The 21,782-nt window shown below is 66.2% G+C and carries 20 protein-coding genes; 10 read left to right on the top strand and 10 right to left on the bottom strand.

Annotation, left to right across the window (positions count from 1 at the left end; genetic code table 11):
* Positions 1 to 17: 17 nt before the first annotated feature.
* From H9639_RS09850 to menD, 3 genes are all read left to right on the top strand, one after another.
* Positions 18 to 1,025: an o-succinylbenzoate synthase gene (locus tag H9639_RS09850; protein WP_191807917.1), complete on the top strand. Its 1,008-nt coding sequence runs from the start codon at positions 18 to 20 to the stop codon at positions 1,023 to 1,025.
* Between the two features lie 159 nt (positions 1,026 to 1,184).
* Positions 1,185 to 1,682 carry an ester cyclase gene (locus H9639_RS09845; RefSeq protein WP_191807916.1) on the top strand — a complete coding sequence of 166 codons (498 nt, stop codon included), beginning with the start codon at positions 1,185 to 1,187 and terminating at the stop codon, positions 1,680 to 1,682.
* A gap of 22 nt (positions 1,683 to 1,704) precedes the next feature.
* Complete coding sequence (gene menD / locus H9639_RS09840) at positions 1,705 to 3,441, top strand: 2-succinyl-5-enolpyruvyl-6-hydroxy-3-cyclohexene-1-carboxylic-acid synthase (RefSeq protein WP_191807915.1); 1,737 nt, start codon at positions 1,705 to 1,707, stop codon at positions 3,439 to 3,441.
* Positions 3,442 to 3,524: 83 nt separating this feature from the next.
* Here the strand turns inward: menD and H9639_RS09835 are convergent, their stop codons facing one another.
* The 5 genes from H9639_RS09835 to H9639_RS09815 form a co-directional block, all read right to left on the bottom strand.
* Entirely contained in the window at positions 3,525 to 4,286 is a 762-nt protein-coding gene (locus H9639_RS09835; protein ID WP_318242050.1) for an amino acid ABC transporter ATP-binding protein, read from the bottom strand.
* Between the two features lie 6 nt (positions 4,287 to 4,292).
* Positions 4,293 to 5,078: an amino acid ABC transporter permease gene (locus H9639_RS09830; protein ID WP_191807914.1), complete on the bottom strand. Its 786-nt coding sequence runs from the start codon at positions 5,076 to 5,078 to the stop codon at positions 4,293 to 4,295.
* Positions 5,079 to 5,154: 76 nt separating this feature from the next.
* Entirely contained in the window at positions 5,155 to 5,940 is a 786-nt protein-coding gene (locus H9639_RS09825) for a basic amino acid ABC transporter substrate-binding protein (RefSeq protein WP_191807913.1), read from the bottom strand.
* A gap of 179 nt (positions 5,941 to 6,119) precedes the next feature.
* Entirely contained in the window at positions 6,120 to 6,905 is a 786-nt protein-coding gene (locus H9639_RS09820; RefSeq protein WP_191807912.1) for a basic amino acid ABC transporter substrate-binding protein, read from the bottom strand.
* 117 nt (positions 6,906 to 7,022) lie between these two features.
* Complete coding sequence (locus H9639_RS09815) at positions 7,023 to 8,342, bottom strand: isochorismate synthase (protein WP_191807911.1); 1,320 nt, start codon at positions 8,340 to 8,342, stop codon at positions 7,023 to 7,025.
* Positions 8,343 to 8,486: 144 nt separating this feature from the next.
* Here H9639_RS09815 and H9639_RS09810 point away from each other — a divergent pair, with 144 nt between their 5' ends.
* From H9639_RS09810 to H9639_RS09800, 3 genes are all read left to right on the top strand, one after another.
* A complete protein-coding gene (locus H9639_RS09810) occupies positions 8,487 to 9,194 on the top strand; it encodes a demethylmenaquinone methyltransferase (protein ID WP_191807910.1) in 708 nt (235 codons plus the stop codon).
* Positions 9,195 to 10,538, top strand: a complete 1,344-nt coding sequence (locus H9639_RS09805; RefSeq protein WP_191807909.1) for a geranylgeranyl reductase family protein — start codon at positions 9,195 to 9,197, stop codon at positions 10,536 to 10,538. It abuts the gene before it with no gap.
* Between the two features lie 87 nt (positions 10,539 to 10,625).
* Complete coding sequence (locus H9639_RS09800; protein ID WP_191808133.1) at positions 10,626 to 11,636, top strand: polyprenyl synthetase family protein; 1,011 nt, start codon at positions 10,626 to 10,628, stop codon at positions 11,634 to 11,636.
* A 76-nt stretch (positions 11,637 to 11,712) separates the two neighbouring features.
* On the opposite strand, the gene H9639_RS09795 is transcribed toward H9639_RS09800, so the two are convergent.
* From H9639_RS09795 to H9639_RS09785, 3 genes are all read right to left on the bottom strand, one after another.
* Positions 11,713 to 12,135: a hypothetical protein gene (locus H9639_RS09795; RefSeq protein WP_191807908.1), complete on the bottom strand. Its 423-nt coding sequence runs from the start codon at positions 12,133 to 12,135 to the stop codon at positions 11,713 to 11,715.
* A gap of 73 nt (positions 12,136 to 12,208) precedes the next feature.
* Positions 12,209 to 12,835 (bottom strand): putative glycolipid-binding domain-containing protein, encoded by a 627-nt coding sequence (locus H9639_RS09790; RefSeq protein WP_191807907.1) that lies wholly within the window; start codon positions 12,833 to 12,835, stop codon positions 12,209 to 12,211.
* Between the two features lie 85 nt (positions 12,836 to 12,920).
* Positions 12,921 to 14,339: a PucR family transcriptional regulator gene (locus tag H9639_RS09785; RefSeq protein WP_191807906.1), complete on the bottom strand. Its 1,419-nt coding sequence runs from the start codon at positions 14,337 to 14,339 to the stop codon at positions 12,921 to 12,923.
* A gap of 152 nt (positions 14,340 to 14,491) precedes the next feature.
* Here H9639_RS09785 and gabT point away from each other — a divergent pair, with 152 nt between their 5' ends.
* The gene (gene gabT / locus H9639_RS09780; protein ID WP_191807905.1) at positions 14,492 to 15,847 is read left to right on the top strand and encodes a 4-aminobutyrate--2-oxoglutarate transaminase; all 1,356 of its coding nucleotides are present in this window, start codon (positions 14,492 to 14,494) and stop codon (positions 15,845 to 15,847) included.
* A 102-nt stretch (positions 15,848 to 15,949) separates the two neighbouring features.
* On the opposite strand, the gene H9639_RS09775 is transcribed toward gabT, so the two are convergent.
* Positions 15,950 to 16,618 carry a TetR/AcrR family transcriptional regulator gene (locus H9639_RS09775; RefSeq protein ID WP_191807904.1) on the bottom strand — a complete coding sequence of 223 codons (669 nt, stop codon included), beginning with the start codon at positions 16,616 to 16,618 and terminating at the stop codon, positions 15,950 to 15,952.
* 183 nt (positions 16,619 to 16,801) lie between these two features.
* Between H9639_RS09775 and H9639_RS09770 the strand changes: the two genes are divergently transcribed.
* Genes H9639_RS09770 through H9639_RS09760 form a run of 3 tightly spaced genes read left to right on the top strand, consistent with a single transcriptional unit; the run spans position 16,802 to position 20,662 of the window.
* Positions 16,802 to 18,172, top strand: coding sequence for a flavin monoamine oxidase family protein (locus tag H9639_RS09770; RefSeq protein WP_191807903.1), 1,371 nt, complete (start codon positions 16,802 to 16,804; stop codon positions 18,170 to 18,172).
* A 7-nt stretch (positions 18,173 to 18,179) separates the two neighbouring features.
* Complete coding sequence (locus H9639_RS09765) at positions 18,180 to 19,094, top strand: universal stress protein (protein WP_191807902.1); 915 nt, start codon at positions 18,180 to 18,182, stop codon at positions 19,092 to 19,094.
* Positions 19,091 to 20,662: an APC family permease gene (locus H9639_RS09760; protein WP_191807901.1), complete on the top strand. Its 1,572-nt coding sequence runs from the start codon at positions 19,091 to 19,093 to the stop codon at positions 20,660 to 20,662. Before H9639_RS09765 ends, H9639_RS09760 begins: the two co-directional genes overlap by 4 nt.
* Positions 20,663 to 20,789: 127 nt before the next feature.
* Here H9639_RS09760 and H9639_RS09755 read toward each other — a convergent pair whose 3' ends face one another.
* Positions 20,790 to 21,686 carry a LysR family transcriptional regulator gene (locus tag H9639_RS09755; protein WP_191807900.1) on the bottom strand — a complete coding sequence of 299 codons (897 nt, stop codon included), beginning with the start codon at positions 21,684 to 21,686 and terminating at the stop codon, positions 20,790 to 20,792.
* Between the last annotated feature and the right edge of the window lie 96 nt (positions 21,687 to 21,782).

Here is a 21,782-nt window from a genome sequence, read left to right as displayed (position 1 = left end):
GCGGGTAGGCTGGCTGGGTGGATTCGAATACAGTTCCCAGTCTCAGCAGCCTCCTCAGCCGGGCCCACGTCGTCTCGATCCCGATGCGGGTGAAATTCCGCGGGATCCTGCACCGTGAGGCGCTGCTCCTGCGCGGCCCGGAAGGCTGGGGCGAGTTCGCGCCGTTTCCCGAATATGACGACGCCGAGGCTGCTCCCTGGCTCGCCGCGGCTGTGGAGGCGGCCTGGCACGGCTACCCGGATCCGCTCCGCGGCTCGGTGCCGGTCAACGGGACCGTACCGGCCGTCCCGGTGGAGCAGGTGGAAGGTGTCCTGGCCCGGTTCGGTGATGTGGGCGCCGTGAAGGTGAAAGTTGCCGAACGCGGCCAGTCCGTGGCGGAGGATCTGGCCCGGGTGGCCGAGGTCCGCCGCCTGCTTCCAGCCGCCGGCATCCGCGTGGACGCCAATGGCGGCTGGGACGTGCCCACCGCCGTCGGGGCCCTGGAAGCCCTGGCCGAGGCCGGGCTGGAGTACGCCGAACAGCCCGTGCCGGAGATCGCCGGGCTGCGCGAGGTGCGGCTGGAACTGCAGCGCCGGGGCATCCCGGTGCTGATCGCCGCCGATGAAAGTGTGCGCAAGGAGACCGATCCGCTGCGGGTGGCACGCGAAGATGCCGCCGACCTGATTGTGGTTAAGGTGGCGCCGCTGGGCGGGGTGCGCCGCGCCCTGGACATCGTGGCGGCTGCCGGGCTTCCCGCCGTCGTCAGTTCCGCGCTGGATACCTCGGTGGGGATCCGCGCCGGAGTGGCGCTGGCAGCTTCCCTGCCCCAGCTGCCCTACGCCTGCGGACTTGGCACGCTGTCGCTGATGGCAGGGGACATCACGGAGGATTCGCTGGTGCCCGACGGCGGCGCGCTGGCTGTGCGGGACGTGCCGGTCTCCGAGGCGCTGCTGGAACGGTTCGCCGCCGAGCCGGAGCGCCGGCGGTGGTGGCTGGATCGGCTGGAGCGGGTCCAGGCCGGGCTGGGCGCAGCAGCGCACGGATAGGCTCCGGCGGCGGCCCGGCTGAACAGCGGCCCTCCCTTCCTCCGCGGTTTCGCAGGGCCTATGGTCTACTTATCCAATGCCTCAACCGCTGCTATCCGGCTGAGACACTACCGCGGTGCGGACCGTGCGGCCGCACTCCCAGTGGCGAGGATGCAGAGAATGGACCAGACCCAGCTGCCGGAAAGTGTCAGCGTACTGCGGCGGGTCCTTTTCGAGGGTTTTGCCCTCGGGGACACTTCGATCGTGGACGAGCTTTTCTCACCGGACCTGATCGAGCACCAGTTCGGCCTCGACGGAGGCGGCGCAGAAGCCATCGAACACGTCAGGGAAGCCATTCGCCAGGTGCACGAGGCCATGCCGGACATCAGCTATGAACTGCAGGACTGGGCTACCCGCGGTGACACGGGGTGGGCGCGGTTTTACGGCATGGGTACCAACACGGGTCAGTTCTTCGGGCCGCCCAGCGGTAAGCATGTCGAGCTCACCGTCATAGACGTCGCCACAGTGGTTGACGGCAGGATCACTGAGCACTGGGGCGTGCCGGACCGCTTCTCACTGCTTCAGCAGACAGGTGTGCTCCGGCGCCTGAGGGCTCCGGACCCGCTGGAATGGCCTCCGGGAGAGTTTAGGGGCAGGCCCGGAGGGCACGGTCCCTGACCACGAACCCTAGGATGGAGAGGTGACCGGATCTTCGAAGTCCCCCCGCCAGTTTTCCTCCACCGGTGCCGCCGAGCCGGCATCCGCCAAGAGCCTGAGCTCCCTGCAGGCAGCCCGCTCAGCTGTGTCCGCGCTGGCCGCAGCCGGCGTGCGGGACGTGGTCCTGGCCCCCGGGTCGCGCAGCGCTCCGCTTGCGTATGCCCTGGCGGAGGCACAGGTGCAGGGATTGGTCCAGGTTCATGTCCGCATCGACGAGAGGGTCGCCGGATTCACGGCGCTCGGTCTGGCCCGCGGCGGGCAGCGGCCCGCAGCGGTGGTAACTACCTCGGGCACCGCCGTCGGCGAGCTGCTGCCGGCCGTGATGGAGGCCCATCATGCCGGCATTGCGCTGGTGGTTCTTTCCGCGGACCGCCCGTCCGAGCTGCACGGCAGCGGCGCCAACCAGACCACCGTGCAGCATGGGATTTTCGGCCGGTTCCCGGCGGCCCACACCTCTGTGGAGGCCGGGGAGGACCCGGCGGGCCCGATTGCCGAGGCATTCGGCAGGGTCGGCGGCACGTCCCCCACCGGACCGGTCCACATCAACCTGCACTTCCGTGACCCGCTGGTCCCCACCGCCGCCGACGCCCTGGTGCCGGCCGCGGGTGCCGGCGGCCCCGTGCTGCTTCCCGAACCGGCCGAACACGAACCCGGAACCCTGGCGGAGCTGGCCGGGGCCCACCACACCGTGGTGGTGGCCGGCGACGGCGCCGGGGAAGTGGCGGCGATGTTCGCCCAGCGGGCCGGACTGCCGCTGTTCGCGGAACCGTCATCGAACGCACGGTTCGGGCCCAACGCCATTCCCGCGTACCGGCTGCTGCTCGGGGAACTGGGCGGGCAGATTGAACGAGTGGTGGTCTTTGGCCGCCCCACGCTGTCCCGGCCGGTGGCTGCGCTCCTGGCGCGCCCGGACGTCCGGAAGGCGCTCTACGTACCCCACCCGGTGAACTGGTTTGAGCCCGGGAAACGGCCGGAGACGGTCATCTCGGATCTGGGGGCGCTGCTCGCCTTTGCCGGCAGTGGTGCGCCGGGCTGGCTGGAATCCTGGCAGCAGGCCTCCGGGGTGGCGGAAGCTTCCATCCAGTCGCTGCTCGCGTCCGAGGCTGAACTCACCGGACTGCACGTGGCTGGCATGGTCTGGGATTCTTCCGACGGCAACCTGGTGCTGGGGTCCTCCAACACGATCCGGGACGTGGACCTGGTGGCCTCCACACACTGGCACCCGCTGGACGTGTACGCCAACCGCGGCCTGGCCGGAATCGACGGCACCATCTCCACGGCGGCCGGGATCGCGCTGGCCCAGGGCATCCCGACCCGCCTGCTGCTGGGAGACCTGACCTTCCTGCACGACGCCGGCGGTCTGCTGCTCGGAGACGGCGAAACCGAACCCGACCTGCAGCTGGTGGTGCTCAACGACTCCGGAGGCGGCATCTTCAGCCTGCTCGAACACGGGGAGCTGGGAGAGCGGGAAGAGTACCGCGGCGTCGTCGAACGATTCTTCGGCACCCCGCACCGGGCGGACATCGGCGGACTGGCCGCCGGCTACGGCGTGCCCCACCAGGTAGCCCGGACAGCGGAGGAACTGACGGCGGCACTGGAAGCGCCGATCCGCGGCCGGTCGGTAATCGAGGTGCCGGTGCAGCGGACCGGGCTGCGCTCCCTGCACCGCCGGGTACAGGCGGCCGTGCGCAGCGCGCTCGCTGATTCTGCACCCCGCTGATTTCCCTGCGGCAGCCCGTAACGCAGCTGCGGCCCGCACCGGATGGTGCAGGCCGCAGCTGAAGGCTTCCCGGGGGCTGGTCCCTACAGGACCTTCGAGAGGAACGAGCGGGTGCGCTCGTGCTGCGGGCTGCCAAGGACATCCGCGGGATTGCCCTGCTCCACCACGACGCCGCCGTCCATAAAGACCACGCGGTCACCGACCTCGCGGGCAAAACCCATCTCGTGGGTAACAACCATCATGGTCATGCCCTCTTCGGCAAGCTGGCGCATCACCTCGAGGACGTCGCCCACCAGTTCCGGGTCGAGGGCGCTGGTGGGCTCGTCGAAGAGCATCATGTCCGGATCCATGGACAGGGCCCGGGCGATGGCCACGCGCTGCTGCTGGCCGCCGGAGAGCTGCGCGGGGAAGGCCTTCGCGCGGTCTGCCAGTCCCACCTTGGCCAGGTTCTTCATGGCGGTTTGTTCGGCTTCGGCCTTGCCGCGTTTCTTGGCGCGGCGCTGGGCCAGGGTGAGGTTCTGCAGCACGTTCAGGTGCGGGAAGAGGTTGAACTGCTGGAAGACCATGCCAATCCGGGTGCGGACGGCGTCCAGGTCGGTTTCCGGGTCGGTGATGTCCACGCCTTCGACCCGGATGATGCCGCTGGTGGGCTCCTCCAGCCGGTTCACGCAGCGCAGCAGGGTGGACTTGCCGCTGCCGGACGGACCGATCACGCAGACGACTTCGCCCTGGTTCACATGGAAATCGATGCCCTTAAGGACTTCGTTGTCGCCGAAGGACTTATGCAGGTCGCGGACTTCAATGGCGGGCTGGTTTGCGGACGGGACAGATGCAGCTGTGCTCACGCTGGGCTACCGGCCTCTCTGGTTGTGGCGTTCGAGTTTGGCGACCAGCTGCGTCAGCGGCAGGGTGATGATCAGGTACATCACGGCGGCTAGGACCAGCGGGGTGGAGTTGGCGAATTGCGACTGGGAATCACGGGCAAATGTTGTCAGTTCCCGGTCCTGCAGGGCCATGCCGGCGATGAAGAGCAGCGAGGTGTCCTTGATCAGGATCACCAGCTCGTTGGTCAGCGGCGGGGTGATGATGCGGAAGGCCTGGGGGAGGGTCACGGACACCATCGTCCAGGCGGGCCCCATCCCGAGGGAGCGGGCGGCCTCGGTCTGGCCGGCGGGTACGGCCTGGATGCCGGCCCGGATGGTCTCGGCAATGTAGGCGCCGGAAACCATGATCAGTGCGATCAGGCCTGCACCGGCATTGCCTCCCGGCGGACGCCACGCGAAGGCGATCGGCACGGCGAAAGCCATGGCAAAAATGACCAGCAGGGCCGGCAAGCCGCGGAAAATCTCGATGTAGATCGTCGCGGCCCAGCGGTACGGTGCCACCGGGGAGAGCTTCATCAGGGCCAGGATCAGGCCCAGGATCATTCCGCCAATGAAGGCGATCACCGTGTAGACGATGGTGTTTTTGACCGCCACGGTAATGATGGTCGGGAAAGACTCACGGGCAACTTCAGGATCGAAGAAGTTGACGCCGATCGCCTGCCAGTCTGCAAGCAGGACTACGGCAAGAACCGCCAGGACAAAGACGGCGTACAGGATGCCCCGGGTGAGGCGTCTGCGGGTGGACGGTTTCAAGGTGGAAGGCCTTCCGCGGAAGTGATGGCGCCGTCCCGGACGGGGTGTGTCCGGGACGGCGATGGGTCAGTCGTTGTTACTCGGTGAAGTACTTGTCGTAAATTTCCTGGTATTTGCCGTTGTCCCGCAGGGCCGCCAGCTGTTCATTGACGGCGGAGACCAGTTCTTCGCTGCCGGTCTTGGACATCGCAAAACCGTAGGATTCGTCCGTTTCGAACTTCGCGGCAATGGTGAAGGCGCCCTCCTGGGTATGGCCGAGGTTCACGGGCAGATCCTGGAGCACGGCTTCGACGTTTCCAGCCTGGAGGGCGGGGAACAGCTCTGCATCACTGGGGTAGGAGATGATCTCGGCCTCAGGTGCCTTTTCCCGGGCATAAGCCTCGCCGGTGGTGCCCTGCTGGACACCGACCTTCTTCCCGGCCAGGTCCTCAATGCCGGCGATGTCCGATCCCTCTGGAACCAGGATGGACTGCAGCGAGTCATAGTACGGGTCAGAGAACGCCAGGTTCTTCTGCCGTTCCTCGGTGATGGTCATGGCGCTGGCACCGAGGTCACACTGCTTGGCGGCCAGCACGGTACCGCCCTGCAGACCGTCAAAGCCGACATCCTGGATGGCGATGTCCAGGCCCATGCCGGAGGCGATCTCCTTCACGAGGTCCATGTCGAACCCCACGTACTCGCCGTTCTCTTCGTACTCGAACGGGATGTAGGGGATGTCGGAGCAGACCGTGAGGGTGCCCTCGGTCACGAGGTTCATCCCGGAGTCGGAGGCAGTGTCATTGCCTCCGCCGCCGCAGGCGGAGAGGAGCAGTGCGGACAATGCCGCAGTGGCCAGGACGGAGGATCGTGCTTTGTACGGCATTGAAGGCTACCTTCTCTTGAGCGAGCTGGACGGAGCTGGGCAGTGCTGAACGTGCTGAACGGTGCTGAACAGGGACTATAAGGCCCCTGAACGTCTTGGCAAGCAGTCTAGATTGTACGCATGCCGTTTTTGCCCAGATACAGTGTTCCGCCGTGCCCGGCGCGCCGTGGCAGGCCGCCCTACTCGGTGAAGTAGCGGTCGTAGACTTCCTGGTACTTGCCGCTTTCGCGCAGCTCAGCCAGCTCGGCGTTGACGGCCGCAACCAGATCCTCACTGCCCTGCTTCTTCATTGCGAAGCCATAGGCCTCGTCCGTTTCGTACTTGGCAACGATGGTGAACTTTCCGCCGTCGGTGTGGTCCAGGTTGACGGGCAGGTCCTGGAGGACAGCGTCGATGTTGCCGGCCTTCAGCGCCGGGAACAGCTCGGCGTCGGAGGGATAGGCGATGACTTCAGCGCCTTCGGCGTTCGTCCGGGCGTACGATTCGCCGGTGGTGCCCTGCTGTACGCCGACCTTCTTACCGTCGAGGTCTTCGAGGGAGGTGACAGAGGAACCGGCGGGAACCAGCAGCGACTGCAGGGAGTCGTAGTACGGATCGGAGAAAGCCAGCTTGTCTTCGCGCTCGGGGGTTATGGTCACCGCGGCCGCGATCAGGTCGCACTGGCCGGCAGCCAGGACGGTGCCGCTCTGGAGCCCGTCAAAGCCCACGTTCTGCAGAGCCCAGTCCAGGCCCATCCCGGAGGCGATCTCGCGGGTGAGGTCCATGTCGAACCCGGCGTAGTCGCCGTCGTCGTTGACATACTCGAAGGGCTGGAACGGCAGGTTGGAGCAAACCGTCAATGTGCCTTCACGAACCAGGCCAAGCCCGGAGTCATCAGCGGAATCCGAGCCCGAGCTGCAGGCAGTGAGGCTGAGGGCGCCGATTGCGAAGACGGCCGCAACGGCTTTGCGTGCTTTGTGGTGCATGGAGTTAGAACCTTAGATCGTTGCGGAGCGCAGGCTCCGGTGGGGGGGAGAACGGGGCGTCCTAGGCGGCGCTCCGGCTACCTAGATTGTACCGTCGGGGCGCGGTGCCCCGCTGTTTCAGGAAACCTGGCCGGAGAGCACGCGGCTTCGGTCCAGTCCCAGCGCCTCCAGCATGGGCCGGAACTTGCTCCAGGTTTCTTCCAGCTCGGCGGTGGGGTTGGAGCCGGAAACGATCCCGCAGCCGGCGTAGAGCCGCACTTCAGTCGGCTCTTCGATCACGGCGCCGCGCAGGGCAATGCCCCACTCGCCGTTGCCGGCCGCGTCGAGCCATCCCACCGGACCCGCATACGGTCCGCGGTCCATGTGTTCCAGTTCGCTGATCAGTTCCCCGGCCACGCTGGTCGGGAAGCCGCAGACGGCGGCAGTGGGGTGCACCGCCTCGACCAGGTCCAGCGGTGTGGGCAGGGCGCCGTCTTCGGTGCGCAGATCAGCTGTGACATCGGAGGCCAGGTGCCAGACGTTCGGCAGTTCCAGGACGAACGGTTCGCTGTGGCTCGTCATGGATGAGGTGAACGGCTCCAGCTGGCGGGTCAGAGAATCAATGGCGATCGCGTGTTCGTGCTGCTGCTTTTCGGAACCGGCCAGGACCCGTTTGGCATAACCGGGATCATCCAGGGGTGCGGTGGCGCGGTCCAGGGTGCCCGCAAGTACACGGGCCTGTGCCTTGCCATCTTCGACCTTGATCAGCATTTCCGGAGTGGAGCCGATCAGGCCGTCCACTGCGTAGGTCCAGCAGCTCTCATAGCGCAGCGCCAGTTCCCGAAGCACCTGCGCGGTGGCAATGGGGGAGGAGAGGGACGCAACGATGTCCCGGGCCAGCACAATTTTGCTCAGGTCCCCGGCGGCGATGTGCGCTACGGACCGGGCGACGGCGTTTTTCCACTCGGACTCGGAAAGGACTCCGGGCCGGATGCGGTCGCCGGCTTCGGGCAGCTGCTCGCCGGAAATGTCGTCCAGGAAACCCGCCAGCGCGGTGAAGACGCTCTCCGCGTCCAGCACCTGATCAGGATCGGCAGTGGTCTGTGTGACCCAGGCGGTTCCATTGCGGGAACCAACAATAATCTCCGGGACCACCAGCCGGGAGGCGAAGGGCGAGCGCTTGGAGAAAGCGAACGAGCCGAACGCGGTGAGCCCGGACCCTGGAACAGTCACCTGGTCCTCAATCTCGGCGGAAGCGGAGATGTCCGCCCACCAGTCCCGGGCAGCAGCGAACCTGCCGGGGCCGGAGGAGGTGTACCGCAGGGTTTCGCCGAAACCCACCAGGCCTTCGCCGCGGCGGATCCAGCAGAGCTGGTCATCACGGACCAGGTACTCCAGTAGTCCGATGGTGGCTGACGGCACGCCCAGGGGAACGGTAAGGGAACGCAGGGTGGTCATAGTGCCTCAACCCTACTCCGACTGCAGGTGCGGCCTGCATTCCGGACACCAAGATGGCGCTTGGTCTCACACGGGTGTGTGATCAACGGTAAACGGGTAGTCCGCCGGTTCGGCGGCCTCACTATTGTTTGAGACAATGGGCGGGTGAAGCGCGCAACTTTGGAAAAACGCCCTGATGAAGTCGCTGCCATGTTTGATGAGGTGGCCCCCAAATACGACATCGTCAATGATGTGCTGTCCATGGGGCAGACGCGCCGCTGGCGCCGCCTGGTGGTGGATGCAGTGGGCGCCCGTCCGGGACAGCGGGTCCTGGACCTGGCCGCGGGAACCGGCACCTCCAGTGAGCCGTATGCCGACGCGGGTGTCTCCGTAGTTGCCTGCGACTTCTCCCTGGGCATGCTGAAGGTGGGCAAGCGCCGCCGCCCGGACATCGATTTCGTTGCCGGCGATGCCACCAACCTGCCGTTCGCCGACGAATCCTTCGATGCCGCCACCATCTCTTTCGGCCTGCGCAACGTCAACGAGCCGCAGAAAGCGCTCGAAGAGATGTACCGGGTCACCAAGCCCGGCGGCACGCTGGTTATCGCTGAGTTCTCCTCTCCGGTGGTCCCGGTGTGGCGGACCATGTACACCGAATACCTGATGCGGGCCCTGCCGGCGATTGCCAGCAAGGTGGCCTCCAACCCCACGGCGTATGTGTACCTGGCTGAATCCATCCGCGCCTGGCCGGACCAGGATGGACTGGCCGCCTGGATTTCCGCCGCCGGCTGGCAGGACGTGGCCTACCGCAACCTTTCCGGCGGCATCGTCGCCATCCACCGTGCCGTCAAGCCCGCGGAGACCGCTGTTTAAGTGAACGTCCTGATTGTTGGAGCCGGCCCGGCCGGCTCCACCGCCGCTTACTACCTGGCCTCGGCCGGGATCGACGTGACCGTGCTGGAAAAGACCTCCTTCCCGCGGGAAAAGGTCTGCGGCGACGGCCTGACCCCCAGGGCAGTGCGGGAAATCCAGCTCCTTGGCCTGCCGCATGAGGAAGCCGATGGGTGGCGCCGCAACAAGGGCCTGCGCCTGATCGCTTCCGGACGCACGCTCGAAATCCCCTGGCCCGCGCTCTCCGACTTCCCCTCCTACGGGTTGGTGCGGACCCGGCTGGGCTTTGACGAAGCCCTGGCCCGGCACGCCGAGGCCGCAGGAGCCCGAATCCTGGAACGGCACAGCGTCACCACAGCTCTGCGGGACGATTCCGGCCGGGTCCGCGGCGTCACCGCAAACGTTTTGGACGAAAACGGGCGGCGGACCGGACAGACCCGCGACTTCACTGCGGACGTTGTCCTCGCGGCGGATGGAAACTCCAGCCGCACCGCCCTGAGCCTGGGACTGGAAAAGCGCGACGACCGTCCCCTCGGCGTCGCGGTACGCACCTATTTCACGTCCCCGCGCACCCACGACGACTGGATGGAAGGCTGGCTGGAACTGCCCGACGCAGCCGGGAATCCGCTGCCCGGCTACGGCTGGGTCTTCGGCGTGGGCGACGGGACCTCCAACGTTGGCCTGGGCATCCTGAACTCCTCCAAGGAGTTCGGCCGGCTGGACTACCGCAAGGTCCTGCGGGACTGGACCGCCGGCATGCCCGAAGAATGGGGTTTCACACCGGAGAACCAGGTCGGCGAGATCCGCGGCGCGGCCCTTCCCATGGGCTTTAACCGGACCCCGCATTATTCCCCCGGGCTGCTGCTGCTGGGTGACGCCGGAGGCATGGTCAGCCCGTTTAACGGTGAAGGCATTTCCTACGCGATGGAATCCGCGCGTTTCGCCGCGGATTACATTGTTTCCGCCACCCAGGCCGCCGGCACGCCGGGTCTGCTGGCAGCACAGGCCGCGTACGACGGCGTGCTGTCCGGCTATGCGGACCGGATCCGTTCTGAATGGGGCAGCCATTTCACCATCGGCCGGATTTTCGCCGGCATGATCGGCAGGCCCGCAGTTATGAAGCTCGCGCTGCGCACCGGAATGCCGATCCCGGTCCTTATGAAGTTTGTGGTGCGGATGCTCGCCAACCTGGTAGACGCGTCTCCCAGGGGGATCGAGGATAGAGTGATTGCAGTGCTGGAAATGCTCGTTCCGGCCGCTTCCAATCAGGACACCGTTCCGCGCTCCGCCAGGGCGTCGGGCACCGATGGTGCCCGACATGCCTAATCCTGCCCACCTGCCCCGACGAGAAGTTAGCCTTGAACAGTGACTGAATCCACCAATGCCAGCCCGGACGCAGCCGGGGACACCGAGATGGTGCTTCCCCCCGGATTCGCCCCCCTCGCCCAGGACCCCGTCCTGGGTCCGGCCATCGTCGCCGGTTTGGAAAAAGTGGAAACGCAGCTGCATGAGGCCATTGCCAACGCGGATCCCTTCGCTGACGCGACGTCGCGGCACCTGCTCGAAGCGGGCGGCAAGCGGGTCCGTCCGCTGCTGGTTCTGCTGGCCTCCCACCTCGGCACCGATCCCGGCAACGCAGATGTCCGCACGGCCGCCGTCGTCGTCGAACTCACCCACCTGGCCACGCTTTATCACGACGACGTGATGGACTCGGCCCCGGTCCGCCGCGGAGCCCCGACCGCCCACGAAGTCTGGGGGAACTCCGTTGCCGTGCTGACCGGCGACCTGATCTTCGCCCGCGCCTCCTCCCTGGTGTCAGTCCTGGGCGGCGAGGCACTGGGCATCCAGGCCCGGACGTTCGAGCGGCTGGTCCTGGGTCAGCTGAATGAAACGGTGGGTCCGGCCGACGGCGAGGATCCCATTGAGCACTACCTCTCTGTTATTGCAGGCAAGACCGGATCCCTGATCGCGGCCTCCGGCCAGCTGGGCGCCCTGTTTGGCGGTGCTGACGCGCAGACCGTGGAAATTATGGTGGAGTACGGCGAGAAGGTGGGCGTGGCGTTCCAGCTCGCCGATGACGTGATCGACGTCGCAGGCCTGAAGGACAAGTCCGGCAAGACCCCGGGAACCGACCTGCGGGAAGGCGTGCCGACCCTGCCGGTCCTGCTGCTGCGCCGCAACGCCGCCGAAGGAGATGCCGAGGCCGCTGCCGTCCTGAAACTGGTGGATGGCGATCTCACCTCCGATGAGGCACTTGCGGTGGCGGTGGACGCCCTCCGCGGCAACCGGGCAACCGCCCAGGCCTGGGAAGTGGCCCGCAGCTGGGCTGCCGACGCCGTAGCGGCGCTGGACCCGATGCCGGACTCCGTGGTCAAGGCATCCCTGGCAGCGTTCGCCGAAGCCGTGGTGGAGCGCGAGGCTTAGACACTTCCGGTGTTCCGCGGGTGCGCCAGGCACCCGCGGAAACCAGACTGAGTTGTTTGTCTTTTGGCGGTAGTTGTTAGTCTTCGTCTTCTTCGAAAACCCACTCGAACATGTCGAAGGTGTATTCGCTGAAGGTGCCCTCTTCGCTCTGCCAGCCGCCGCGGGCGTTGTTCCGGCGCCAGACAATCGGGTCCGGAACGTCCAGCTGGTCGGCGCGGAAGCCCCAGGTGAACTTTTCTTCCTCGTCCTCGAGGAACAGGAGATAGCCGTCCTCGATCTCCAGCTCGTCCGGATCCCAGAAGAAGTGGAACGCCTCCATCAGGTCTTCGCAGCCGCCCAGTGCCAGATAGAACTCGCGCAGCACCAGCGGAATCGAGAAGTCGTGTTCCTCAAGCATCTCGTCCAGTTCCGCGGCCGGAATACCGTCTTCGGGGCGCCACTTGTCCTCCAGATACTTGGGGACCAGGGCGCGGAACTTTTCCAGGAACATTTCACTCATTGCGGGGGTTCTCCAAGGTTTCAGACGGGCGTGCTTCAATCCTAGCCGCGAGCGGCCGCGGCCTGTTCCAGGCCTAGCTGGTCCGCCGGGCGAGGCCCGGATAATCCAGGACAGTGCCGTCGGCGTCGACCGTGAGTTCCGCCGTGAAGCCGCGCGTCGCGGAGGAGTAGAGGACGATCGCGCTGCCGCGTTCGGCACGGTAGGGGGAGACCTGCGAGTACACCTGTTCGCTGGCGAGCACCCGCAGGCTGGGCATTTCCACCCACGCCATGGTCAGCCGGGTCTCGTCCGGAGGAGCGGCATTATTGAGCAGGTCCAGCCGAAGGATCGGCATCGTGTTGGTCAGCGGGCTCAGACCCAGATCACAGTCCTGGGCATTGTCCAGCGCCAGCGGATCCTCAATACCGGGCTCGGGCAGGTCAACTTCCCCACTGGTCTCCACATGGGCGTCCCAGCGCCCTTCCACCGACCGCGTGAGGTCCAGGGACCGGGTCCAGCCTTCGCCCGTCACCTGCACCTGCAGGCGGCGGGTCACCCAGCCGGGGGAGGTGTTCAGGGTCCAGGCGGCGGAATACTCAGCGCAGGTGGAGGTGCCGCTGGCAGCCAGTTCCCCGGGACGGAAGGACACGACGGCGGAATCCCGGCGTTCAGGGTCGTCAACGCCCGCCCAGTGAAGGGTCCTGGCGGGCTGCGCGGGCATGTCCATTCCTACAGCGTAAAGTCCGGCCCAAAGCGGCACAAAACCGCGGCCTTGCGATGCCGCGGGGCGGCCGGCTGCCGGAACCTCAGCCAGCGAGCCGGCGGACGTTGAGGGCCAGATACAGATGCACCCGGTCAGCGGTGACCGCCGGATCGTACCCGGAAAGGTCCGCAATCTGGGAGAGCCGGTACCGCACCGTGTTGCGGTGCAGTCCGAGGGTGTGGGCCACCTTGGCTACGGACCCGTTGAGCGCCAGGTAGGTTTCCAGGGTGGCCACCAGATCGGCGTCGTGCGCTGTGTCGAAGGCGAGCAGTGGCTCCAGGGCTTCCGCCGCCAGGTCAGCCAGTGGTACATCGCGGCTGGCCATCAGCAGCGAGGCCAGGCTCAGCCGGTCAGGCTGGTTGACCGCCGCACCGCGGAGCAGGCCTTCCTTGGCCTCGTAGTATCCCCAGCGCAGGCCGGCAGGTTCCGCGTACGCTCCGCCCACGCCGACTTTCGCAGTGAGTCCGGCGTCCCGCAGGTAACTGCTGAGCGCTGCCGCCAGCTCCGCGGAATCTCCGTCCGGGTACAGGATGACCAGCCGTTCTTCGAGGATCGCGGTCACCGCGGAATCGAACCGCGCCGGCAGGGGCAGCGACGGAAGCGAGCGGGCCTGTGCGGCGGCAACCTCAACCAGGAGGGTCAGCTGCTTCCTGTCGGTGCCCACGCCGGAGGCGCGCAGCCGGTGCACGGCGTCCGGGCCGCTGAGCTTGCCCGCAACAATATCCGCCAGCAGCTGGCCGTTGACGGCCCTGTCCCGCACCCGGCGCCTGGCCTGGTTGTTGAGCTCCACACTGATCAGGCTCTGTGCGTAGGCAATAAGGTCAGGGGCGCGGAACGGCTCGGCCACGGCAAGGGTGCAGCGGTCCCGCAGTCCGGTGGCGATCGGCGTGGTGTGCCAGGTTGTTCCCGGGCTGGCACTTTTGCCCGCGGAGTAAATCAACGCCCCGTACTGGTGCAGGGTTACCTGGGTGCCGAGGATCTGCGCCAGTTCACGCAGCAGTCCTTCCAGTCCCTGACCGGAGAGCAGTGCTTTGGCCAGAACCTGGTGGCCGGAGAGCAGATCGTGGAGCTGGCCCACATGGTCTGCGGAGAGCGCGTCCGCCACGAGCTTGCCCACTGCCATAAAAGGCGTGTTGTAGGGAACCTCGAAGACCGGAAGCCCCAGCCGGTTGGCCTCATCCACCAGCGGCCCCGGAACCCGGTCCAGACTGAGCCCGGTGCCGAAGCCAATGGCAAGGGCGCCGGCCCGGTGAACGCTTTCCACGAACCTGCGCTGAGCTGCCCCCGTCCGCTGCCGCATCCCGGTGGTGAGAACCACCTCGCCGCCGCCGAGGAAAGGGGAAGGGTCTTCGAGCTCGGTGACGGCCACCCACTGCACCGGCTCCGGACTGACCGCAGCAGTACCGCGCACCTCCAGGTCCAGGCCATCGGCGGTGAGCAGATCGGAAAGTGAGATAGGCACCAAACAACTATATGCTGGCAGGATTGGGCGTTTGCACGTCAAGTGAACCCAGCCATTGTGCGGGTGGCTGTCCCCAGCAGGTTCTCCGGCGCGTAAGTTGGGGATCATTGCGGACTGACGCCGCCCCACACTTTGTTCCGAAAGGCAGAACCATGAGCACATCAGCCATCGAACCGACTTACCGGCTGGAGCAGAAGCGGAATATCACCGGGGCCTTCCCCGGCCCGAAGTCCGCTGCGCTGAGCGAACGCCGTGCGGCGGTCGTGGCCAAGGGTGTCGCTTCCAGTGTTCCGGTTTACGTCCAGGACGCCGACGGCGGCATCATCCAGGACGTTGACGGCAACTCCTTCATCGACCTGGGCTCCGGCATCGCCGTGACCAGCGTGGGCGCCTCCGATCCGGCCGTGGTCGCTGCAGCCCAGGAGCAGGTTGCCCGGTTCACGCACACCTGCTTTATGGTCACCCCGTACGAAGGCTACGTCGAGGTCGCCGAAAAGCTGGCCGAACTGACCCCCGGTGACCACGAAAAGCGCACCGTGCTGTTCAACTCCGGTGCTGAAGCCGTGGAGAACGCCGTCAAGATCGCCCGCTCGGCCACCGGACGCCAGGCCGTCGTCGCCTTCGACCACGCCTACCACGGCCGCACCAACCTCACCATGGGCCTGACCGCCAAGGCCATGCCCTACAAGACCGGTTTCGGGCCGTTCGCTTCCGAGATCTACCGGATGCCGATGAGCTACCCGTTCCGCGAAGAAAACCCGGAGATCACCGGCGTCGAAGCCGCTAACCGTGCCATCCTCGCCATCGAAAAGCAGATCGGTGCGGACCAGCTCGCTGCCCTGCTCATCGAGCCGATCCAGGGCGAAGGCGGCTTCATTGTTCCGGCCGAGGGCTTCCTGCCCCGCCTGGCCGAATGGGCCAAGGAAAACGGCATCGTCTTCATTGCCGACGAAGTGCAGTCCGGTTTCTGCCGCACCGGGGAATGGTTCGCAGTTAACCATGAAGGCGTTGTCCCGGACATCCTGACCATGGCCAAGGGCATTGCCGGCGGCATGCCGCTCTCCGCCGTGACCGGCCGGGCGGATCTGCTCGACGCCGTTCACCCCGGCGGCCTGGGTGGCACCTACGGCGGCAACCCGGTGGCCTGCGCCTCCGCGCTCGCCGCCATCGAAACCATGAAGTCCCAGGATCTGGCCGGCCGCGCCCGCCGCATCGAGGAGATCACGGTTCCCCGCATGAGCAAGGTGGCCGAGGAAACCGGTGTGATCGGTGAGGTCCGCGGCCGCGGTGCCATGCTGGCCCTGGAACTCGTGAAGCCGGGCACCAAGACCCCGAACGCGGAAGCCGCCAAGGCTATTGCCGCTGCCTGCCTGCAGGAGGGTGTCATCATCCTGACCTGCGGCACCTACGGCAATGTCATCCGTCTGCTGCCCCCCCTGGTGATCAGCGACGAGCTGCTCTCTGATGGCCTTGACGTTCTGGAAGCGGCTATCCGCGCCCAGGCCTAAGGCGGCGGCGCGCACAGCGCCGTCGAACGAATAACGTCCTCAAAAGGGGCGGTGCCGGGCACCGCCCCTTTTTTGTGCGCCGCAGCGCGTACGGACGTGCTGCTAGCTGGGCTGCTGCCCGGTCACGGGCAGCGAGAATCCGCGGATCAGGGCACTCAGGCCTGCCTCAAAAGCCTCCTCCGCACCCTGGCCGCCGATTCTTGCGGCCGCAGCGGCCACCGCTGAACTGAACCGGGGGCTTTCATCCGTCAACGGGCCGGTATCAAAAATGTCCTCGGGTGCCACGGCGTCGAACGCGGACCCGAAGATGAAGGATTCCAGTGCCACGATGGCAGGAACAATACGTGCTTCCTCCCAGCCGGCCCGCAGGAAGCCTGCTGTCACGGCCTCATACATGGCCAGGGTCCGGGGAGCCCCGCTGACCTGGAGGACAGCGATCACGGGAATCAGCGGGGTATGCCGGACAAACACATCGCGGTAGGAGCGGGCCCAGGTGCGCACCGCGTCCTCCCACGGACCGGCGGTGAATCCACTGACATCCACCTTGGCCATGAGGTCATCCTGGATCCACCGCAGGACTTCCTGTTTGGAGGCGGCGTGGTTGTACAGCGCCGACGGCGCAACCTGAAGTTTGCCAGCCAGTGAGGACATGGTGAAGCCGCCGTAGCCGTTGGCGCCGATCACGGCCAGCGCTGCCTCGGTGATGTTCTCCCGGGTCAGGATGCGCTGGTGCGGACGCCCCGCGGTGCGCCTGGTGCGTGCTGCCGGCATCCATTTCCTCCAATGGTCTGTCGGGCACTTCGGCACCCTGAAATTAATATTCGCACAAAGTCTCCCCACGGCGCCGGGGGTCGGCTAGAGTGTCGATACAAAATGAACGCTATTCATTTATGTACTCACCGATAGCGCTGCATTTGCGCGGCCGGCGGTCGGCCGCAGGAGAGAGGAAACACAGTGCAAAACCTGGAACGCGACGTAGTCATCATCGGAGCAGGCCCGTCCGGCCTGACCACAGCCCGGAAGCTCAAGGCTGCCGGCCTGAGCGTCACCGTGCTGGAAGCCCGGGACCGGGTAGGCGGCCGCACCTGGTCGGACACCATCGACGGTGCCTTCCTGGAAATCGGCGGGCAGTGGATTTCGCCGGACCAGGAAGTCCTGAGTGAACTGGTCGAAGAGCTCGGCCTGGAAACCTTCCAGCGCTACCGCGAAGGCGAGTCCGTCTACATCGGAGCGGACCACCGCGCTGTCCGCTACACCGGTGAGATGTTCCCGGTGGCCGAAAAGACGGCCAAGGAAATGCAGCGGCTCATCGATCTGCTTGATGAGCTCACTGCCAAGACCGATCCGGCCGCCCCGTGGGCGCATCCGGATGCCCGGGCCTTGGACACCATTTCGTTCCATCACTGGCTGCGCAGCCAGTCGGACAACGAAGAAGCCTGCAACAACATCGGACTCTTCGTGGCCGGCGGAATGCTGACCAAACCGGCGCATTCCTTCTCGGCGCTGCAGGCGCTGCTGATGTCTGCCTCGGCAGGGTCCTTCTCCAACCTGGTGGACGAAGACTTCATCCTCGACCGCCGGGTTGCCGGCGGTATGCAGCAGGTTTCCGAACGCATGGCTGCCGAGCTGGGGGAGGACGTCATCCTGAACGCTCCCGTCCGCACACTGCGCTGGTCTGAAGGCGCCGAAGGCACGTCCGTCACCGCACTTGCCGACGGCGTCAGCGTCACCGCACGCTACGCCGTGATGGCTGTGCCGCCGAACCTCTACTCCCGGGTTTCCTTCGATCCGCCGCTGCCGCGCCGCCAGCACCAGATGCACCAGCACCAGTCCCTGGGCCTGGTCATCAAGGTCCACGCCGTGTACAAGACACCGTTCTGGCGCGAAGCCGGGCTCTCGGGCACCTGCTTCGGTGCACACGAACTGGTCCAGGAGGTCTACGACAACACCAACCACGGCGACCCCCGCGGTACCCTGGTGGGCTTCGTTTCCGACGAAAAAGCCGACCGGATGTTCGAACTCGGCGCCGAAGAGCGCAAGCAGGCCATTCTGGAATCCATTGCCGGGTATCTGGGCGAGCAGGCCCTGACCCCGGAGGTCTACTACGAATCCGACTGGGGTTCGGAAGAATGGACCCGCGGTGCCTACGCCGCCAGCTACGATCTGGGCGGCCTGCACCGCTACGGACCGGACCAGCTGGTTCCCGTAGGCCCCATCTACTGGTCCAGCTCCGACCTGGCAGCCGAGGGTTACCAGCACGTTGACGGCGCCATCCGCATGGGCGTCCAGACCGCTGACCGTATCCTTTCCCGGTTCAAAGGCTAAGACCCAGGTGCGCTACGTAGTCGGCTACGCCGCAACGGAGCGGGGCCGCGACGCCCTTAACCTGGCCTGCGCGCTCGCGCGCAGCCAGGGGGCGTCCCTGGACCTGGTGATGATTGATCCTGAGCAGTCGCCCTACACGGCCGTCTACCCTCCGGAACGTTCATTCTCCACGCTGCTGGCCCAGCAGCTGGGAACCTGGCTGGACGAAGCCCTCGCCATGGTTCCGGCCGATGTGGAGGCACGGGGTCATATCCGCGCCGCGGATTCGGACGCCCGCGGCCTGATTGAGGCCGCTGACGAGTTCGGAGCCGGGCTCATTGTGGTCGGAGCCGGAAGCAATGGGCTCTTCAAGCGCTACACGGTGGGCAGCGTGGCCAACGCGCTGCTCCACGCAGCCCACGTTCCCGTGGCCCTTGCACCGCGCGGCTACAGCCGGATCGACCCGGTCACCCGGGTCACCTGCGCTGTTGGCGAGCGGCGCGGGGCAGAAGACGTCCTCGAGGTGGGATCAGCAACGGCCGCGCGGCATGGCCTGCCGCTGCGCCTGCTGTCGGTGCTCGCCCTGGACTCCTCGGCAAGCGGTGCGCTTGAGGAAGCCCGGCTGCATGTGGCGGACCGGGTGGCCAAGGCCAAAACCCTCACCGGCGGGCGCTGCGAAGTCACCGGCACGGTCGCACAGGGCCGCACCATTGAGAACGCCGTGGACAACCTTGAGTTCGACGACGGGGAAATCTTCATTATCGGCTCCAGCCGCCTGGCCCTGCACAACCAGCTGTTCCTGGGGACCACGGCGTCGAAAGTGCTGCGCAGCCTTCCCGTACCCATGGTGGTGGTTCCCCGCAGTTACGCCGGGACACCGGACCTCGCTGGCTCCCCGGGGCAGCCGGCCTCACCCGCACCGCAGTCAGGAGAACCGCAATGAGCGCCAAAACATCAACAGGGCGCTCGGGCGCAGAGGGAAGCGGGCTGTCCAGCAAAGGGCTGAAGGGCGGGCAGGTAGGGCTGATTGGCGCCGTCGTTATCGGCATCTCCTGCATCGCCCCCGCGTACACCCTCACCTCGGGGCTCGGCCCCACCGTCTCCGAGGTGGGGGTCCAGCTCCCGGCGATCTTCCTGGTCGGGTTTATCCCGATGATCCTGGTTGCCGTCGGCTACCGGGAGCTGAACACCGCCATGCCCGATTCCGGCACGTCGTTCACCTGGGCGACCCGGGCCTTCGGGCCCTGGGTTGGCTGGATGGGCGGCTGGGGCCTGATCGCGGCCACCATTATCGTGCTTTCAAACCTCGCCGCCGTGGCGGTGGACTTCTTCTATCTCATGCTTGCGCAGGTGACGGGCAATGATGCCCTGGCGGACCTGACGCTGAACCTTCCGCTGAACATTGCAACGACGCTTGTGTTCATTGCCGTGGCGTGCTGGATCTCCTACCGGGGCGTCGAGACGACCAAGACGGTGCAGTATGTCCTGGTGGCCTTCCAGCTGGTGGTGCTCACTTGGTTCTCGGTGGCGGCGTTCATCCACGTTGCCAACGGCACGGCCTTTGACGCGACGCAGATCAGTGCCGAGTGGTTCAACCCCTTTGCTGTCGAATCCTTCTCGGCGTTCGCAGCGGGTGTATCCCTCTCAATCTTCGTGTACTGGGGCTGGGACGTAACCCTCACCATGAACGAGGAAACCAAGGACCCCGACAAGACGCCGGGCCGCGCAGCCACCGCCACCGTGTTCGTGATTGTGCTGATCTACATGATGATCGCGCTGGCGGTGATCTCCTATGCCGGCATCGGAGACGGGGAACTGGGCGCCGGCAACCCGGAGAACCAGGAGAGCATCTTCGCCGTGCTGGCTGGTCCCGTGATGGGACCGTTCGCCATCCTGATGTCCCTGTCCATCCTGAGCAGTTCAGCGGCTTCGCTGCAGTCAACCTTCGTCTCGCCGGCGCGCACGCTGCTGGCGATGGGACACTACCGGGCCCTGCCGCGCAGCTTCAGCCGGATCAGTCCGGCCCACAAATCCCCGGGCTACGCGACGGTGGCGGCGGCTGTGGCCGCCGCAGGCTTCTACGTGGTTACCCGGCTTCTGTCGGAGAACGCACTGTGGGACACCATCACCGCGCTTGGCCTGATGATCTGCTTCTACTACGGTCTGACGGCCCTGGCTTGTGTCTGGTATTTCCGGCGTGAAGCCTTCAGCAGTATGCGCAGCTTCCTGCTGAAGTTCCTGGCCCCGGCGCTGGGTGGAATCATTCTCTGGGTGATGTTCCTGAAGACGGCGGTGGATTCCATGGATCCGGCCTACGGTTCGGGGTCCTCGCTGGGCGGGGTGGGGCTGGTCTTCGTGCTGGGGATGGGCGTGATCGCCCTCGGTGCCGTGCTGATGCTCCTGATGTACCGCCGGCACCCCGGCTTCTTCCGGGGCGAGACGCTGCGGGTGGGGCACTCCGGCAGCGCGCCGGATGAGGCTCCCGGCAGGGAAGACGTCCCGTCCGTCTAGCTGTCAGCCGGTAAAGGCAGTCAACCTGCAGTAAAGCCCGCGGACCCTCACGCTGATCAAGGGGGTCCGCGGGCTTTCCGCTGCCCGGGGTCGGTTGGTGGCTGAAGTCTGGACCCCTCGCCGGACCTCACCTCTCGCCGGAATCCAGCCCGGCCAGGCGGGGGACCCGTTCCTGCATCCACAACCCCAGTGACGCCGCCAGGTCCATGAGTTCCCCGGCGGCGTAGTGGTCGGGTTCCCACCCCGCATGGAGATGGACTGCGAGGCGCTGGCCCTGGTGAACCAGAAAGGCACTTTGGAGGCCAAAGCCGGCCGGTTCGATGGTGACCGCGTTTCCATGGCCCGCGGCGGCCATGGCCTGCGCCATCGTTCCATTGCTGGTGGTCCGGGCCAGCGCCAGATCGATTCCACCGGCCAGTGCAGTTTCCCTGACGATCCGTTCGATCGCACTCCCATGGCCGGGCAGCAGTGCAGGCAGACGGGCGGCTTCGGCCAGCTCCACTTCGCCGCCGGATACTGCCGGTGGTGCGTCTGGCCGGAAATGAACGAAGACCGGAGACGAGGCCAAATGGCGCCGGGAAAGATGGGCCGGAGGCTCCGACGTGTTAACGGCCATGTCCACTCCCAAAGCGAGGCGGGCATAGACCTCGTTGGGATGTGCCGGCTGAATATCGGCGATCGGAGCGCCTGCGGCGACAAACGGAGCGATGAAGAAGTTACCGGTTGTCTCGGGGCACGCCACCGTAAATGACTGGTGGCCGCGGCGCATGGCGCGCATAACGCCATCCGCCCGGTCCTGCCGGTTTTGCAGGTCCTGGGCCAGCTCACGCACCCGCTCGCCGGCCGGGGTGAGTTTCATGCCCGAGGCCATCCGGCGGAACAGGCGCACCCCCATTTTCCGCTCCAGCCCGGCGATCCGGCGGGACACCGCGGGCTGGGAAACGTAGATGGCGGCGGCAGCCGCACTCACAGTTCCATGGTTGGCCACAGCGAGGAAGTACTGGAGGTCACGGCGATCCATCATGTCAACAGGTTATGGCACCGTGCCGATTAGTCATTAGACAGTTATCCCGGTGCTGCACCAAGGTGGGGTGAGCATCACCTTCCGTCCGGGCAGTCC

The organism is Arthrobacter gallicola, assembly GCF_014836775.1.
Taxonomy (GTDB): Bacteria; Actinomycetota; Actinomycetes; order Actinomycetales; family Micrococcaceae; genus Arthrobacter_B; species Arthrobacter_B gallicola.
The sequence above is the reverse complement of the archived record's forward strand: the minus strand, read 5'-3'. Positions and strand labels throughout refer to the sequence as shown.